13 protein-coding genes and 1 pseudogene are annotated in these 15,200 nt (G+C 64.6%); 11 read left to right on the forward strand and 3 right to left on the reverse strand.

The features are described 5' to 3' along the window. The first annotated feature begins 249 nt into the window (after positions 1-249). The 8 genes from JJL56_RS31545 (at position 250) to JJL56_RS31580 (ending at position 7,633) form a co-directional block, all read left to right on the forward strand. Complete coding sequence (locus JJL56_RS31545) at positions 250-813, forward strand: cysteine hydrolase family protein (protein WP_200487736.1); 564 nt, start codon at positions 250-252, stop codon at positions 811-813. Positions 814-1,042: 229 nt separating this feature from the next. Beyond that, entirely contained in the window at positions 1,043-1,873 is an 831-nt protein-coding gene (locus JJL56_RS31550) for an alpha/beta fold hydrolase (RefSeq protein ID WP_200487737.1), read from the forward strand. 41 nt (positions 1,874-1,914) lie between these two features. Continuing rightward, positions 1,915-2,865: an MBL fold metallo-hydrolase gene (locus JJL56_RS31555; RefSeq protein ID WP_200487738.1), complete on the forward strand. Its 951-nt coding sequence runs from the start codon at positions 1,915-1,917 to the stop codon at positions 2,863-2,865. Between the two features lie 81 nt (positions 2,866-2,946). Further along, positions 2,947-4,401: a catalase gene (locus JJL56_RS31560; RefSeq protein WP_200487739.1), complete on the forward strand. Its 1,455-nt coding sequence runs from the start codon at positions 2,947-2,949 to the stop codon at positions 4,399-4,401. Positions 4,402-4,410: 9 nt separating this feature from the next. Next, positions 4,411-5,211 (forward strand): SDR family NAD(P)-dependent oxidoreductase, encoded by an 801-nt coding sequence (locus JJL56_RS31565; protein ID WP_200487740.1) that lies wholly within the window; start codon positions 4,411-4,413, stop codon positions 5,209-5,211. Between the two features lie 107 nt (positions 5,212-5,318). Continuing rightward, the gene (locus tag JJL56_RS31570; RefSeq protein WP_200487741.1) at positions 5,319-5,963 is read left to right on the forward strand and encodes a MarR family winged helix-turn-helix transcriptional regulator; all 645 of its coding nucleotides are present in this window, start codon (positions 5,319-5,321) and stop codon (positions 5,961-5,963) included. A 34-nt stretch (positions 5,964-5,997) separates the two neighbouring features. After that, positions 5,998-6,720: a hypothetical protein gene (locus JJL56_RS31575; protein ID WP_200487742.1), complete on the forward strand. Its 723-nt coding sequence runs from the start codon at positions 5,998-6,000 to the stop codon at positions 6,718-6,720. Positions 6,721-6,907: 187 nt separating this feature from the next. After that, entirely contained in the window at positions 6,908-7,633 is a 726-nt protein-coding gene (locus tag JJL56_RS31580; RefSeq protein WP_200487743.1) for a glutamine amidotransferase, read from the forward strand. 51 nt (positions 7,634-7,684) lie between these two features. Here JJL56_RS31580 and JJL56_RS31585 read toward each other — a convergent pair whose 3' ends face one another. After that, complete coding sequence (locus JJL56_RS31585; RefSeq protein WP_200487744.1) at positions 7,685-10,582, reverse strand: ATP-binding protein; 2,898 nt, start codon at positions 10,580-10,582, stop codon at positions 7,685-7,687. A 377-nt stretch (positions 10,583-10,959) separates the two neighbouring features. Continuing rightward, on the reverse strand, positions 10,960-11,853 hold the full coding sequence (locus tag JJL56_RS31590) for an AraC family transcriptional regulator (protein ID WP_200487745.1): 894 nt from the start codon (positions 11,851-11,853) through the stop codon (positions 10,960-10,962). A gap of 186 nt (positions 11,854-12,039) precedes the next feature. Here JJL56_RS31590 and JJL56_RS31595 point away from each other — a divergent pair, with 186 nt between their 5' ends. The 3 genes from JJL56_RS31595 to JJL56_RS31605 are packed head-to-tail and all read left to right on the forward strand — an operon-like array spanning position 12,040 to position 14,450. Then, the gene (locus tag JJL56_RS31595; protein ID WP_200487746.1) at positions 12,040-13,434 is read left to right on the forward strand and encodes a sensor histidine kinase; all 1,395 of its coding nucleotides are present in this window, start codon (positions 12,040-12,042) and stop codon (positions 13,432-13,434) included. Positions 13,435-13,456: 22 nt separating this feature from the next. Beyond that, positions 13,457-13,816, forward strand: a complete 360-nt coding sequence (locus tag JJL56_RS31600) for a response regulator (RefSeq protein ID WP_200487747.1) — start codon at positions 13,457-13,459, stop codon at positions 13,814-13,816. A gap of 13 nt (positions 13,817-13,829) precedes the next feature. Continuing rightward, positions 13,830-14,450 (forward strand): response regulator transcription factor, encoded by a 621-nt coding sequence (locus JJL56_RS31605; protein ID WP_200487748.1) that lies wholly within the window; start codon positions 13,830-13,832, stop codon positions 14,448-14,450. A 294-nt stretch (positions 14,451-14,744) separates the two neighbouring features. Here the strand turns inward: JJL56_RS31605 and JJL56_RS31610 are convergent. Next, positions 14,745-15,017, reverse strand: a pseudogene (locus tag JJL56_RS31610) (integrase core domain-containing protein); the annotation flags it as partial. Between the last annotated feature and the right edge of the window lie 183 nt (positions 15,018-15,200).

Raw genomic sequence — 15,200 nt, forward strand, 5'->3', positions numbered from 1 at the left:
GGTCCGTCCTTCCTGATGGGCGAACCAAGCTTATCCGACTGTCCGGGAAACGGGGACCAGCTCAGTGCCCTGCACAGCTAAGCCCACGCGCAGCATGAAGACCCGGCGGGATGCCCATTCCCGGCCGCGGCAACCCCAATGCAGAGATAACGATATTCTACGGTCATTTACATCGCTTAACAGGTGTGACAGCCGCCGCTGCGTCATGATCGTCCCAGGCATCAACGCCGCCATCCCGGAGGATCGACAATGGCCAAGCGCGCCCTTATCGTCATCGATCTGCAGAACGACTATTTTCCCGGCGGGAAATGGACCTTGAACGGTGTGGAGGCCGCCGCCGCCAACGCCGCCCGGCTGATCACCGTCTTCCGCACAGCGAAGGACCCTGTGGTGCATGTCCGCCATGAGTTCGCCACGGCCGACGCCCCATTCTTCGTTCCCGGCTCCAAGGGTGCGGAGATCCATCCCCTCGTCGCCAATTGGCCGGAGGAGCCGGTGGTGCTCAAGCACCAGATCAATTCCTTCCGCGATACCGAACTGAAGCGGCTGCTGGACGGCTGGGGCGTGGAGGAGGTGGTCATCTGCGGCGCCATGAGCCACATGTGCGTGGATGCCTGCACCCGGGCCGCGGTGGACTTCGGGTACAAGGCGACAGTCGTCCACGATGCCTGCGCGTCCCGCGATCTGAGCTTCTGCGGTGTCGACGTCCCGGCGTCCCACGTCCATGCCGCCTTCATGGCGGCTTTGGGCTTTGCTTATGCCACGCTGCTCTCCACGGACGACTATCTGGGCACGGCCGCCGTCGCAGCCTGACCCGCAACTGCCGGGCGCCGCCCGCGAGATCCAATTCCGTGCCGGTTTCCCGGCCGGACAACCGGATTCTGCATCATGAAAAGCATGGTGATCCGCGCCACCTCAGACGCCACCCGTCGTGAGGTCCTGATGGGCGGCATCGGCCTGGCAGCCGCCGGTTTCGTCGTGGCAACCTTCCCCCCCCATCGAGCCGGCCATTGCCGGCACCTCCCACGAAGGAGACCGCATCATGGGTACGATCAAGACCAGGGATGGCACCGAGATATTCTACAAGGACTGGGGTCCGCGCGATGCGCAGGCCATCGTCTTCCATCACGGCTGGCCTCTGTCGGCTGACGACTGGGACAGCCAGATGCTGTTTTTCCTGTCGAAGGGCTACCGGGTCGTCGCCCATGACCGGCGCGGCCACGGCCGTTCCACCCAGACGTCCACCGGCAACGACATGGACACCTACGCCGAGGACGTGAAGGCGTTGGCGGCCGCGCTGGATCTGAAGGAGGCGATCCATGTGGGCCACTCCACCGGCGGCGGCGAGGTCGCCCGCTATGTCGCGCGGGCGGAGTCCGGGCGCGTGAAGAAGGCCGTCCTGATCGGCGCCGTGCCGCCCGTCATGGTCAGGTCCGACCGGAATCCCGGTGGCCTGCCGCTCGAGGTGTTCGACGGCTTCCGCGCCCAGGTGGCCGCCAACCGCGCCCAGTTCTACCGCGACGTGCCGGCCGGACCCTTCTACGGCTTCAACCGGCCGGGGGCGGCGGTTTCGCAGGGGGTGATCGACAACTGGTGGCGCCAGGGAATGATGGGAGGGATCAAGGCCCAGTACGATTGCATCACGGCTTTCTCCGAGACCGACTTCACGGAGGATCTGAAGGCGATCGCCGTACCCGTTTTCCTGATGCATGGCGACGATGACCAGATCGTGCCCATCGCGGACTCGGCGATCCTGGGCATCAAGCTGCTGAAGCAGGGCAGCCTGAAAATCTACGAGGGCTTCGATCACGGCATGGCCACCACCCATGCGGATGTGATCAACGCCGACCTGCTGGCCTTCATCCGGGATTGATCCACCGGAAGCCCATCCATTCCGAAACGGCGGAGGCAGCCATGGTCCTTCCGGTCGAAAGTCCCGCACCGATTGCCGTCACGCGGCGTTCACTCCTTGCCGGGGCCGCCGCGCTGGCCGCGGCCGGCACGATGTTCGCCGGGAAGGCCGTGGCGACCCCGTCGCGGCGGTTCGGACACGGGAAATTCCAGATCGACGTCTTCAGCGACGGCTTCATCACCCTGCCGGACACCGTCATAGCGCCGGATGGCACGCCGGCCGAGCGGGCCGACATCATCCGGCGGTTGGGCGGACGCCAGGGGACGGCAAACATTCCCGTCAACATCCCTCTGATCCGGGCCGGCGAGGCGCTGATCCTCGTCGATACCGGATCGGGGGATAAGTTCCAGGCCACGGCAGGGCGGCTGCGGGACAATCTGCTGGCTGCCGGCATCGCTCCCGACGCCGTCACCCATGTGGTCCTGACCCACGCACACCCCGATCATGCCGGCGGCATCCTGCGGCCGGACGGAAGCCTGTCCTTCCCCAATGCCGTTTATCACGTGGCGGCGGCGGAGTGGGACTTCTGGATGGGTCAGGACCCGGCCGCCCGCTATCCCGGCCTGAGCGGCTTCGTGCCGGGCGCCCGCCGCGATCTGGGTGCCATCGCCGGGCGGCTCGTCCGCATGCGGGACGGGGACGAGCCGGTGTCCGGCCTGCGTGTCCTCGCCACGCCGGGCCACACCCCCGGCCACATCTCCCTGGAGCTGGCCGGCGACGACGGCCTGCTGATAACCGGCGACGCCATCACGAACGTGGTCGCATCGTTCGAGCATCCACATTGGCGCTTTGGCTTCGACACCGACCAGGACCAGGGCGTTGCCACGCGCAGCCGTTTGATCGAGCGGGCGGCGGCGGAAAAGCTGCGCATGCTGGGCTATCACTGGACCAGCCCCGGCTTCGCCATCGCCGAGCGGTACGGCGCCGCCTATCGGTGCGTCGCCCTTTCCTGACCGGAAACAGGGGAGAAACGGACGGCGGCCCCTGTCTCCGGCATACCCGCCGCCACATGCCCTCTACATGGAGCCAGCGCCATGACCAAGCCGTTTCTGACCCACGCCAACGGCGCTCCCGTCGCCGACAACCTGAACATCCAGACCGCCGGGCGCCGCGGGCCGGCGCTGCTGCAGGACATCTGGCTGATCGAGAAGCTGGCCCATTTCGACCGGGAGGTGATCCCCGAACGGCGCATGCATGCCAAGGGATCCGGCGCCTACGGCACTTTCACGGTGACGCACGACATCACCCGTTACACCAAGGCGAAGATCTTCGCGGAGGTCGGGAAACGAACCCCCGTCTTCCTTCGCTTCTCCACGGTGGCGGGGGAGCGCGGGGCGGCCGATGCGGAGCGTGACATCCGCGGTTTCGCCGTGAAGTTCTATACCGAGGAAGGCAACTGGGACATCGTCGGCAACAACACGCCCGTCTTCTTCTTCCGTGACCCACTGCGCTTTCCCGACCTGAACCATGCCGTCAAGCGCGACCCGCGCACCGGCATGCGCAACGCCGGCAACAACTGGGATTTCTGGAGCCTGCTGCCGGAGGCGCTGCATCAGGTGACCATCGTCATGTCCGACCGCGGTATTCCCCGGTCCTATCGCCACATGCATGGTTTCGGCAGCCACACCTTCAGCATGATCAACGCCGCCCACGAGCGGGTCTGGGTGAAGTTCCATTTCCGCAGCCAGCAGGGCATCGAGAACCTGACCGATGCGGAGGCCGAGGCCGCTATCGGCAAGGACCGCGAAACCCATCATCGCGACCTGTTCAACAGCATCGAGACCCGGGATTTCCCGCGCTGGACCTTAGCCATCCAGGTGATGACGGAATCCCAGGCCGCAGCCCACCGCCATGATCCGTTCGACTTGACCAAGGTGTGGCCGCACGGCGACCACCCCCTGATCGAGGTCGGTGTGCTGGAACTGAACCGCAATCCGGAGAATGTCTTCGCGGAGGTGGAGCAGGCGGCCTTCTCCCCCGCCAACATCGTGCCCGGCATCGGCTTTTCCCCCGACCGCATGCTGCAGGCCCGGCTTTTCTCCTATGGCGACGCCCAGCGATACCGGCTGGGAGTGAACTTCAACCACATCCCGGTCAATGCGCCGAAATGCCCCTTCCACAGCTACCACCGCGACGGTGCCATGCGTGCCGACGGCAATCTGGGTGCCACGCCGTCCTATGCTCCCAACAGCGGTGGTGAATGGACTGGTCACCCGGACGCCGGGGAGCCGCCACTGCCGTTGGAGGGGCCGGCGGCCCATTGGGACCACCGCGCCGCCGACGACCATTGGGAGCAGCCGGGCAACCTGTTCCGTCTGATGGGGCCGTCGCAACGCCAAGCCCTGTTCGAAAACACCGCCCGCTCCCTCGCGGGTGCCGCGCCTCACATCCAGCAGCGCCACATCGAGAATTGCAGCATCGCCGACCCGGCCTATGGCGCGGGCGTGGCGGCCGCGATCGCACAGGCCACCATGCAGGCATCGGAATAGGAGGAGCAGATGACAAAGGGAACGGCGATCATCACCGGAGCCTCGTCGGGCATCGGCGCGGTCTATGCGGACCGGCTTGCGCGGCGGGGATATGGCATCGTGCCCGTCGCCCGCGACCGCGGGCGCCTGACCGCTCTCGCCGAACGGCTGTCGACGGAGCATGGCGTCACGGTCACCCCCTTGCCGGCGGATCTGACCCGCGACGGCGACCGCGAGCGGGTGCTGACGATGCTGCGGGATGACCAAGGGCTTTCACTCCTGGTCAACTGCGCCGGCATCGGGCCGAAAGCGCCGCTGCTCGGTTCCGAGCGGGCCGGGCTCGACAGCATGCTCCACCTCAATGTCGATGTCCTGCACAGCCTCACCGTAACCGCCGCCCAGGCGTTCGCGAGCCGCCAACGGGGGGCGATCATCAACATCGCATCGGTCGTCGCTCTCATGCCCGAGCGGTTCAACGCGACCTACTGTGCCAGCAAGGCGTTCGTACTCGCATTCACCCAGGCGATCTCCACGGAGTTGAAACCGCACGGCGTCCAGGTGCAGGCCGTGCTTCCCGGCTTCACACGGACCGGACTCTTCGAACGCGCCGGCGTCGACATCGCGGCGATACCTCCGGAGATGATCATGGAAGCCGGGGACATGGTCGACGCGTCGCTCGCCGGCTTCGACCGCGGCGAGATCGTCACCATCCCGTCGCTGGCGGACATCCAGCTATGGTCCGACCTTGAAAACGCCCGGCTGGAGCTGGCCCCTTACCTGTCGTTGAAGCAGCCCGCAGCCAGATACGCTACCGGAACCGGCTCCCGCTGATCTCCCCCTGCTGATCCGGCCGCATGGCAGTGCATGCATGGCAGTCATCCAATATCCGGCACGACATCCGCTTGATAAATAGGAGTCCTATGTATATTGTGTGAGCCATGGAAACGCCTAAGACCCCGACAGCAATCGAACATCGCATCCGCGAAGGCCTTTCGCGGCTGGACTCGGTTCTTCGCTCCGAGGACTGGGTCCGTGCCAGGGCCGCCGGGCTCAACCCGACGCAGCATGCGATCCTCGAATACCTCGCGGGCCGTGCCGAAGGTGCGACCGTCAGGGACGTCGCCTTCCAACTCGGCGTCTCGCAGCCGACCGCGACGGAGTCAATCGCCGCGCTGGAGCGCAAGTCCCTGGTCGTCAAGCACGCTTCGACCGTCGACAGGCGCACCGTCGACGTCTGCCTGACCGAGGCGGGCAGCGCGGCGCTCATGGCCGGCGATGGGGTGCCCGATGTCCTGACGCAGGCAACGGGCACGCTGTCGGACGGGGACAAGGAACATCTTCTGATAACCCTGGTCACGATGATCAAGCGGCTGCAGGACGCCGGCGCGATCCCAATCCAGCGCATGTGCGTGAGTTGCCGTCATTTTCGGCCCTACGCCTACGCCGACACGGCGAAACCGCATCATTGCGCCTTCGTGAACGCGGCATTCGGACAGCGGGACATCCGCATCGAGTGCCGTGACCATTCCACAGCCGATCCTTCGCTCCAAGCTGCCACTTGGGGCGTCTTCCACAAAGGATAGTTCGAATCTCCAGGCAAAAGAGACGGAAGGAAGCATGAGTATGTTTGCAAAGCTCTTGACCGGCGCGGTCGCCGCCGGAACCTTATCCTTGTGGGTCGGTGCGGCTCATGCACACCCCATTGAAGCCAAACCTGTCGAAGCCGTGACGGCGTCGTTCGATATCATCGAGACCGTTGTCGTCACGAAGAAGGACACGGCCGTCTTCACGACGCGCGTGCGCGGCACCGCCGGTTCCGACAAGCCGGCCGCCACGGGCAAGTTCGAAGGTTCGGAGGTCTACGCCTATGTCTGGCCGACCTCGCTGAACAGCGGCGAAATCGGCTTCGAACGCGATCAGGGCATCGTCGCCCTTGCCGTCACTTTCCATCCGGATTTCGACGACGCCGCCTATGGCGGACGCAACCGCGACGTCTGGCATCCGCACTGGGTCGTCCTGAACGAGGACCAGGCGTGCAAGGGCGGACTGAAGGTGACCGATATTCCGGATGGCCAAAAGCCCAAGGTTCCGCCCACCTGGCCGAAGGTCCCGCTGCTGATCGACAGTCCGGACTATCCGACGACGTTCAAGGGCGATGCCGTCGAAGTTTCGATCCCGCTGTCCCTGCTCGGAGGGATCAGCGGCGCGTCCTTCGATGGCGTCACGGCCGGGCTCAAGGTGAACGGCAACCTGCATTCGCCGCTGCTCTGCGTCGACAACGTGTTCAAGGTCGCGTCGGGCAACCTGAGCCTGCCCGGCAAGGTCGTCACCAGCAAGTGAGAGAGGGCGCCGGTCCGCCGACTGCCATCGACGGACCGGCATGCTTCTTCCTCCAGGCAAATGGAGAGAGGAAAGCAGCCCCAATATCCGCATTTCCGCCGGAAGTGCAATCGCGCCGGTTCTCTCCGCAGCAGGCGGTGCCGCTTCCGGCACCGGCGTCCGCACCATCGGTGCCGGGAGGCGTTCAATGACCAAAACCGCGCTCGTGCTTCGGCACGTCCATTTCGAGGACCTCGGAACCTTTGCCTTGCCCATCGAGCGGGCGGATTACGAGATTCGCTATGCCGACGTCGGGGATGCGAGCTTCCCGCCGGACCATCTTACGGACCAGTTCCAGGATCCGGATCTGCTCGTGGTCCTGGGCGGGCCCGTCGGGGTCTACGAGGAGGAGATTTATCCGTTCCTGTCACGGGAACGGGCGTTCATTGCCGCGAGGCTCGCGGCCCGGCGGCCTTTGCTTGGCGTGTGCCTGGGCGCGCAGTTGATCGCCGCCGCTGCCGGCGGGCGTGTTTTCCCTTCGGGTATCAAGGAGATCGGCTTCAAGCCCGTTTCCCTTACCGGCGCCGGGCGGGAGAGTCCGCTGCGTCATCTGGCGGGCACGCCGGTGCTTCATTGGCATGGCGATACCTATTCGCTTCCCGCGGGCGCGGCGAACCTCGCCTCCAGCGATGCCGTCGAGCAACAGGCTTTTTCGATTGGAAGCAACGTTCTCGCGCTCCAGTTCCATCCTGAGGTGGACTGCGGACATGGCTTTGAACGCTGGCTCGTCGGTCATGCGGCTGAACTGGCGGCTGCCAGGATCGACGTAGCGGCCCTTCGGCGGAACGCGCTCACCTATGGGCCAGCCCTGCGCGAGGCCGCTGACAGGATGATCACGCGGTGGCTGTCCGATCTGGAGGGGCGGAGCCGATAGGAAGGCTCGGGTGGGACGGTCGTGCATCCGCCAGCCTTTCGGAATTTGAAGTCAGCGAGCCAGCGCTTGTCGCCCTTGCTGCCGAAGCCGCGAAGGGAATTCCGTGGGCAAACCCGCGGCCGGACAATGGGCTTGAGACCGGTTGTTCATCGCGGACAATTCCCGCCTTTCCGGAATGGAAGGCTCCGGAAGCCGACCGCCTCCCGCAGACGGGACAATCCTGACCTGGTCTCCCTCCGGCATCCGGCAAGGCGGGGACAGCGCATGAAGACTGGCATTCACGCGGCGCTCCCAGGCGATGGCGCCATCCCGACGCGCTTCGGCAAGCGCACGACGATAGCTATCACCCGCCCGCTCCCTGGCATTGGGCAGACCATCGACGAGAAGGATCGTGCCCTTCACGCGATGGAGTTCGGCAAGGCACCATCGTTCTCCCGAGGATGCGCAGTCCGCAATCGCGGAGTCGATTACTCTTAGCGCGTCCACATGTTTGCCCATGTCGCGGAGCGCCCGCGCCGCGACGGATTGAAAGATCGTCTGGAACAAGGTGAAGCCGCTGTCGCGAAGCGTCGGCAGGATCATGCCCAACTGCCGCGCGCATTTGTCGGGACGCCCCTTCCGGAGCGCGATTTCAGCCTCGAAGCAATCCGCGTAGCGATTCCATACGTCGAGCGACAGAGCCTTCGTATGTTCCTTGAGAAGCGCCGTATAATGGATTGCAAGATCATCGCGGCTCGCAAGCAGCGCCAGCGGGCAGGCCGCTTCCGCCAGGGCATTGCTGAAGGACAGGTTGTGTTGGATTTCCTTGGCATGAGCCAATGCGTCCTCCACCTCGCACAATGCCTGTTCTTCATTTCCCAGGAGCCAGTTGGATCGAGCCAGGACAATGCGAGCCGTCACATTCTGATCGAACTGGAAGCGCACTGAATGACGGCTCGCAGGCAGCGCTGCGTATTCAGCAAGCATCTGCTGAAGGTGATCACGGGCTTCGGCGTGGCGGCCAAGCCAGTGCAGGGTTGCGCCAAAGAGCCTTTTCCCGATGACTGGGTCGGCCGGATCGGGCGAGGACGAGGCCAGGGCGCGGAAACGTTCCGCGAAGGTCAATCCCAGGCAAGGTTCGGCGCGGTTGACCGCATCGACCCATAGTGCCCAGATGGCCCGGAGCTGATAATCGGTATCGCCGATACCCTCGGCGATCCGCAAGGCTTGCGACCAAGCCGCGATGCCGTGTGCCGGCGCACCCGTCCGGCAGATCTGGGGCCAGCCGAGTGCCGCGTAAAGCTTCATGCGGCTCCGTTCGTCCAGGCCGGGGTGGGCATCCAGGTCGGTGATCGCACGGGGCACCCACGCCAGGCATTCGTCGAGCAGCGAAAGCCGGTAGAAAAACGGCAGTGCAGCGATGATGAGCCGCACGCCCAGCAAAGGATCGCGCCCCTCGGCGAAGGCCCATTCCAGAGCGGCCCGCAGATCGTCCGTGTGTTGCGCATAGTTCCGCGTCCAATCCGCTGCCGATGCCGAAACGAGTTCATGTTCCGCATCTTCGAAGATAATCCGCAGATGCTCGGCCAAACTCGCCATGACAGCGCTGGTTGCACCTGTCTCCATGAGCTTCTCGGATGCGTAAAGCCTGGTCGTATCGAGGAGTCGATATTGGGTTGGTCCGGATGAGGCATCTGCGACGACGAGCGATTTCGCCACGAGCGAGGCAAGAACGGCCTCCGCGTTGCCCCCGGAAACCACGGCGGCGGCCGCCTCTTCGCTGAAGTGGCCACGGAAGACCGACAGTTCCCCCAGAGCGGACTGTTCCGCCTTGGGCAGAATCATGTAGCTCCAGTCGAGGGTCGCCCTCAATGTCTGATGACGGGGAAGCGCGGTCCGACGGCCGAGGGTCAACACCCGGAAGCAGTCGGACAGCGACTGGGCCAGAGCCTTCACGCCGATCGTCTCCAAACGCCCGGCTGCCAGTTCGATGGCAAGTGCGATGCCGTCGAGCTTCTCACAGATGCCGCCGACATAGGGTGCGTCTTCATCGGTCAGTTCGTACTGTCCGAGGCAACCGTCCGCGCGCTCCACGAACAGCTGAACCGCGGGCGATCTCATCGCCGCACTCGCGGTCAGTGTCGCGATTGGAAGTTCCAATGGCGGAATGCGATGCACACGCTCCCCACTGGCTCTCAGCGGTTCGCGGCTCGTCGCAAGAATGCGAAGACCCGGGGTCTCAGCCAGAAGGCACTCGGCGAATTCCGCCACACTGCCCACCAGGTGCTCGCAACTGTCCAGGACGACCAGAGCGGAGCGTGTACGCAGGTGAGCGGCGATCTCGCGCAAGATGTTGTCGGTTCGCGAAAGGATGCCGAGCGCCGATGCCACCACGGTCGGTACGAGGTGTCCGCCGCTCACGGAAGAGAGATCGACCCACAGGACGAGGCCCTCCGATCGATCGCGAGCAATGACCGCGCGCGCGACGGTCGTCTTCCCTATGCCTCCCGGTCCAACGATGGTGAGAAGCCGGGAGTGGCCGAGGTGTGCGGAGATCGTTTCGACCAGGCTCTCCCGCCCGAAAATTCGACCCGTGCCGAGGTCCGTCATGGGAAGGCAGGGCGCGGGGGCGCTGTTCTCGCCGGGCGGTGCTGGCCGCTTGGTCACCGGCGCGATGAACGCATAGCCCCTGCCGGGAATGTTGGCGATGAACCGGGGAGGACGCTGGGTGTCGTTCAGTGCCCGCCTGATGCCCGAGATATGCACCCGGATGTTGGCTTCATCCACGACGGTGTCGGGCCAGACATGCTTCACGATCTCTCTGTTCGTCCGGACTTCTCCCGCGTGGGCGATAAGATGAATTAGGATGTCAATGGCGCGGCTGCCGAGTGGGACCACCTTCCGGTCACGCAGCAGCCTGCGCTGAGACGGTATGACCCTGAAGGGGCCGAATTCCAGTTCCTCCTCCATGGTGCGTTCCTCATCACAAGGATCCGGTGGGCGGATCGGCCTGCTGATCCGCGGCGCAACCTTCGTCCGGGGCCGGGAATTGATCTGTCGGAAGCGTAAGTACCTGCTGCCTTTGCCGGTCGAACGATAAGGACATCACCTGCGCTCCTGCAACGGATGCCTGCGCGTGATCGGCACTGTCGCCGATTTTCCTGCCCAGGTCTTTCGCGAAGCTGCGGAGGTTTTTCGCCAGCTTGTCGCTTTGACATTTCCGGAACGCGATCGTCTGATTCTGCTGGTCGCCCCCACGCAGCGCCCTTAACCGTGTCGCGCCGTCCCCTCATCCAATCCCAAGTATCACACAAGTTGTCATACAAGTATTTGCCGCATCCACGTCTTCAGGAAAGACGCCGGCGATACGCTCCGGGCGTACACCCCATCGCCCGCTTGAAGGCCGTACTGAACGCCGCTTGGCTGGAAAAACCGGATCGATGAGCCACCGCCACAAGCGGTATATCCTGTTCACCGAGAAGTTTCCGCGCCAGTTCGAATCGTTCCGAGCTGACGAAGCCATGGGGAGTCTTGCCCGTCATGCGCTTGAACATGCGCGCGAAATGGAAGGGGCTCAGACACGCGACCGTGGCGAGTTCGGAAACCGAAATGTTGCGTTCCAGGTTGGCGCGGATGAAGTCGATCACCCGCGCTATCCGCTTTGGGCAGTCCGCCTCGAGCGGGGTCTTCGCCGGTTCCGGGCGGTCGTGCCCGTAAGCGTGGGCGACGCGCGCGGCCAACGCCAGCGCCGCGGATTCAACCATCATACGGCCGGCGGAGGTTTCCTGCAGAAGTTCCGCCCGGATCGACAGGCCGATCTGCCATATGAGCGGATCGCGCAGGTCCGCGAGATACCTGATCGCATCCGCACGGATGCGCGTGTCCCCATAGAGGTCGGCGAGTCCGTCGAAGCGGTCGGCCGGCAGGTAGATGTGCAGTATCTCGTCGAGTGGTGCGGAAATGCTGATTTCGTCCTCGCCGATGCCGACCGGACACAGCCAAATGGTGCCTTGCTCCACGGCCGAGCGCTGGCGGACGCCGGCCCCTTTCCGACTGACGAAGGCGCCCGTGCTGCGGCGCGTCGCCAGCGTGATCTCCATCTGGGTCGGCACGATCGCGGGCAGATCGCCGGCCGGGTGCGAGCGCAGTTCGGCGGCGACACCGTTCCAGCCGCGGCCGAGCGACGTTGCGGCCAAGTCCGCCTTGGGGAATTTGTATGTGCCGTGCGCGTGCAGGTTCATCGGGGAACTATGGAATGGCCGGCGGCCCTTGGCCACTATACAGGCGTATCGCAGACGTGGCGGCACCGTGCTGCTATTGCTTCTCCTCCGGAGGCGAGATCAATGCGGCAAGTTTTCTCCAGATGGCCAAGCCTTGCAGAGACTTTGGCCGAGAACCCGCCCAATCCCGACGGACTGCCGGCGTGGATGACCGCCACGACGCCGCGCAAACGGTCGATCGTCGCTCGCGACCTCGCCAGTTCGGTCCTGCTGGCCTTCGCGCCGGCGATCCTGGCAGCGTTTTCGGCGTTGCAGCCGGCGGAGCGGTACAACGTGGCGCTCCTGTCGGGAACGGCGGCGCTCCTGTCCGGCCTCCTGGTTGTGCGGTTTGTGATGAGGTTGAGACAGGAGGCGCAGCATTGCCGCTGGCAATACGGAGAAATTTTTGAGCGGGCCGGCATCTCCATGTGGCGCGAGGACTGGACGGCTGTCGGGGAGGCCGTCATGGCGTTGCGCCATGCCGGCGTCAGTGATCTGGAGAGTTACTTCGCCAAACGGCCGGACGAACTCCGAGCGTTGAAGGCGCGCGTGATGATCCGTGACGTGAACGCCTTCACGCTGGAGGAGACCGGAGCGCCTGGAAAGGAGGCCTATATCGGCCCTCTCGACCGGCTGCTTCCCGAAACCGACCAGACCTTCGTGCAGTGGCTGGTGGCCTTCGGGCGCGGCGACCGGTTCTTTCGCTCCGAGGCCCATCTGACGACCAGGGAGGGCGTCGAGATCGACACGCTCTTCACCGCCATGCTGCCGCGCGATCTTGCCGGCTTTTCGAACATCATCGTGACCTCAGTCGACATCACCGCCTACAAGAGGGCTCAGGCGCGGCTTGCCGCCGCTCAAGCCGATGCGGCTAGGACGTCCCGGATCTCGGCGGCCAATGCCTTCAGCGCGTCGGTCGCGCACGAAGTCAATTCACCGCTCGCGGCCATCCTGGCGAATGCCCAAGCGGCCCAGCGCCTGCTGCGGCTGGGCCCGCCAGACATCGCAGAGGCCGCCGCCGCTCTGCAGGACGTTGTTTCCCAGGCCTCGCGTGCCCGCGACGTCGTGGCACGCATCACCTCGCACTTCAGCAAATCCTCGGAGACCTTCGCTCCGGTCGATATCGTCCAGGTGGCCCGCAACGCCAACCTGCTGGTTGAAACGGACCTGCGATCCCACGGTGCGGTCGTCCACCTCTCCGCGCCGGACGATCTTCCGTTCGCCATGGCCGACCCCGTGCAGATCCAGCAGGTGTTCGTAAACCTCATGCTGAACGCGGCACAAGCCATGGAGGATCGAACGGGCCGACGGGACATCACCGTGACCCTTCGAGTCGAGCATTCATCGCTTGCGATCGACGTAACCGACACCGGGCCAGGAGTAGTGACAGAACGGCGTGCCCGGATCTTCGAGCCGTTTCATTCGACCAAGCCTGGCGGCATGGGCATGGGGCTGGCCATATGCCGCAACTGCCTCGATGCGCATGGCGGAGACATCTGGGTGGACGAGGCTCCGGGAGGGGGAGCGGCCTTTCATTTCACCCTGCCGATCGCCCATGGCTGACCATGGACGGACGCGTGACGTCGTGGCGATCGTAGACGACGATCCCTTCATTCGGGCCGCGCTGAGAAGGCTCGTCCTGTCCATCGGGTACGACGTGCTGCTGTTCGACCGTGCCGAAGCCTTGCTGTCTTACAGTGCAGCGGACGATCTGTTCTGCGTGCTCGCCGATCTCCAGATGCCGGGGGTCAACGGCATCGAACTGATCCAGACCCTGTCCAGGCGGCATCCTTCGCTTCCCGTCATTGCCATGACCGCCTATCCGAACGAAGCGATCCGGCAGCGGGCGTTGGGAGCGGGCGCATCGACGTATCTCACGAAGCCGATCGATGCGGCTGTCCTGGAGACCTGCCTTTCAATGTTCGGTTCGCGGCACGGTTCATGATTTACTCTCCGACATGAAACCAGTCGTCCATATCGTCGATGACGATCCAGCGTTGCGCCGGGCACTGAGGCGGCTCTGCGAAACGGCGGGGCTGACGGCCATGGAACATTCGGATGCCGATGATCTCGCCGAGAAGACGCTCGCCCGACGTCCAAGCTGCGTCCTGCTCGACGTTCGTCTGGCTGATCAGAATGGGCTTGCCGTGCAGGAGGCGCTGCGGGGTGCCGGCAGCACCGTGCCGATCATCTTTCTGACCGGCTACGGCACCATTCCGATGACTGTGCGCGCCATACGCGGCGGCGCGATCGAGTTCCTGACCAAGCCGGTCGAGGACGAGGTGCTTTTGGAGGCGATCAGCCGGGCTATCGAGACGGATACCGCAGCCTTGGCGGAAAACCGGGCCCGCCGCGAGCTCACCGACCGCTATGGGACTCTCACCGACCGCGAGCGTGAGGTCATGGCCTGCGCCATTGGCGGTTTGATGAACAAGCAGATCGCCGGGGAACTCGGCCTCTCGGAGATTACGGCAAAGGTGCACAAGCGCCGTATGATGGAGAAGATGGGCGCCCGGTCGTTGCCCGATCTGGTCCTTATGGCTGAGCAACTCGGGATCCCCGCCCGGCGGCGAAGATGAACGGCGCAGCAGCTCCGTCAGGTTTTGCATCAGGACAGGGGGCGGTTGTTCAGTGTCAGTTTGTCGGCGTCAGGCGCTGATGTCCTGGGCGGTCAGCCGCCGCAGACGCCTGGGTAGGATGGAGACGATCGCGATCTCGACGAAAGCGATTTCAGTGGGGATGAACACCCCGTTGCGGCCGCGGGCAATTGGCTGGATGGTCGTGCCCCGAGGCGTGGTGTAGGAGTCGGGGCGCTCATCTGATCTCCGGCGGGTCTGGCCGGGTGAGCTTCCCCCAGGAGAATGGACACCGGGTTATGCGGCCTGTTGCTCGGCCTGCTCTGGGGTGATGCAGCCGAGAGCCGAGTGGATCCGCTGGCGATTGTAGTAGCCTTCCATGTAGGCGAACAGGTCCCGTTTGGCGGCTTCGCGTGTTGGGTAGCGCTGCTGGTGGACAAGCTCCGACTTGGCCGTTCCGAAAAAGCTTTCCATGGGCGCGTTGTCCCAACAGTTTCCCTTACGGCTCATGGACTGCACGATGCCGTGGGCCCTCAAGGCTTTGCGGTACTCCGCCGCGGCATATTGGGCGGATTCAAGCGGTCGTCGCAACAGCCTGATGCAGGAGGTTGCGATGAAGACACGGAAGCGGCGATCGGATCGATCCGGGCGGGCTCCTCAGCGGTCACCTGGCCGGCCCCCCTCAGCACAGCGTGAGGATCGTCGGCGGTTTTGGGCGGCGATTGCGACGGGACAAGCGAGCGAGGATGCGGC

This window comes from Azospirillum aestuarii (assembly GCF_016632405.1).
Taxonomy (GTDB): domain Bacteria; phylum Pseudomonadota; class Alphaproteobacteria; order Azospirillales; family Azospirillaceae; genus Azospirillum; species Azospirillum aestuarii.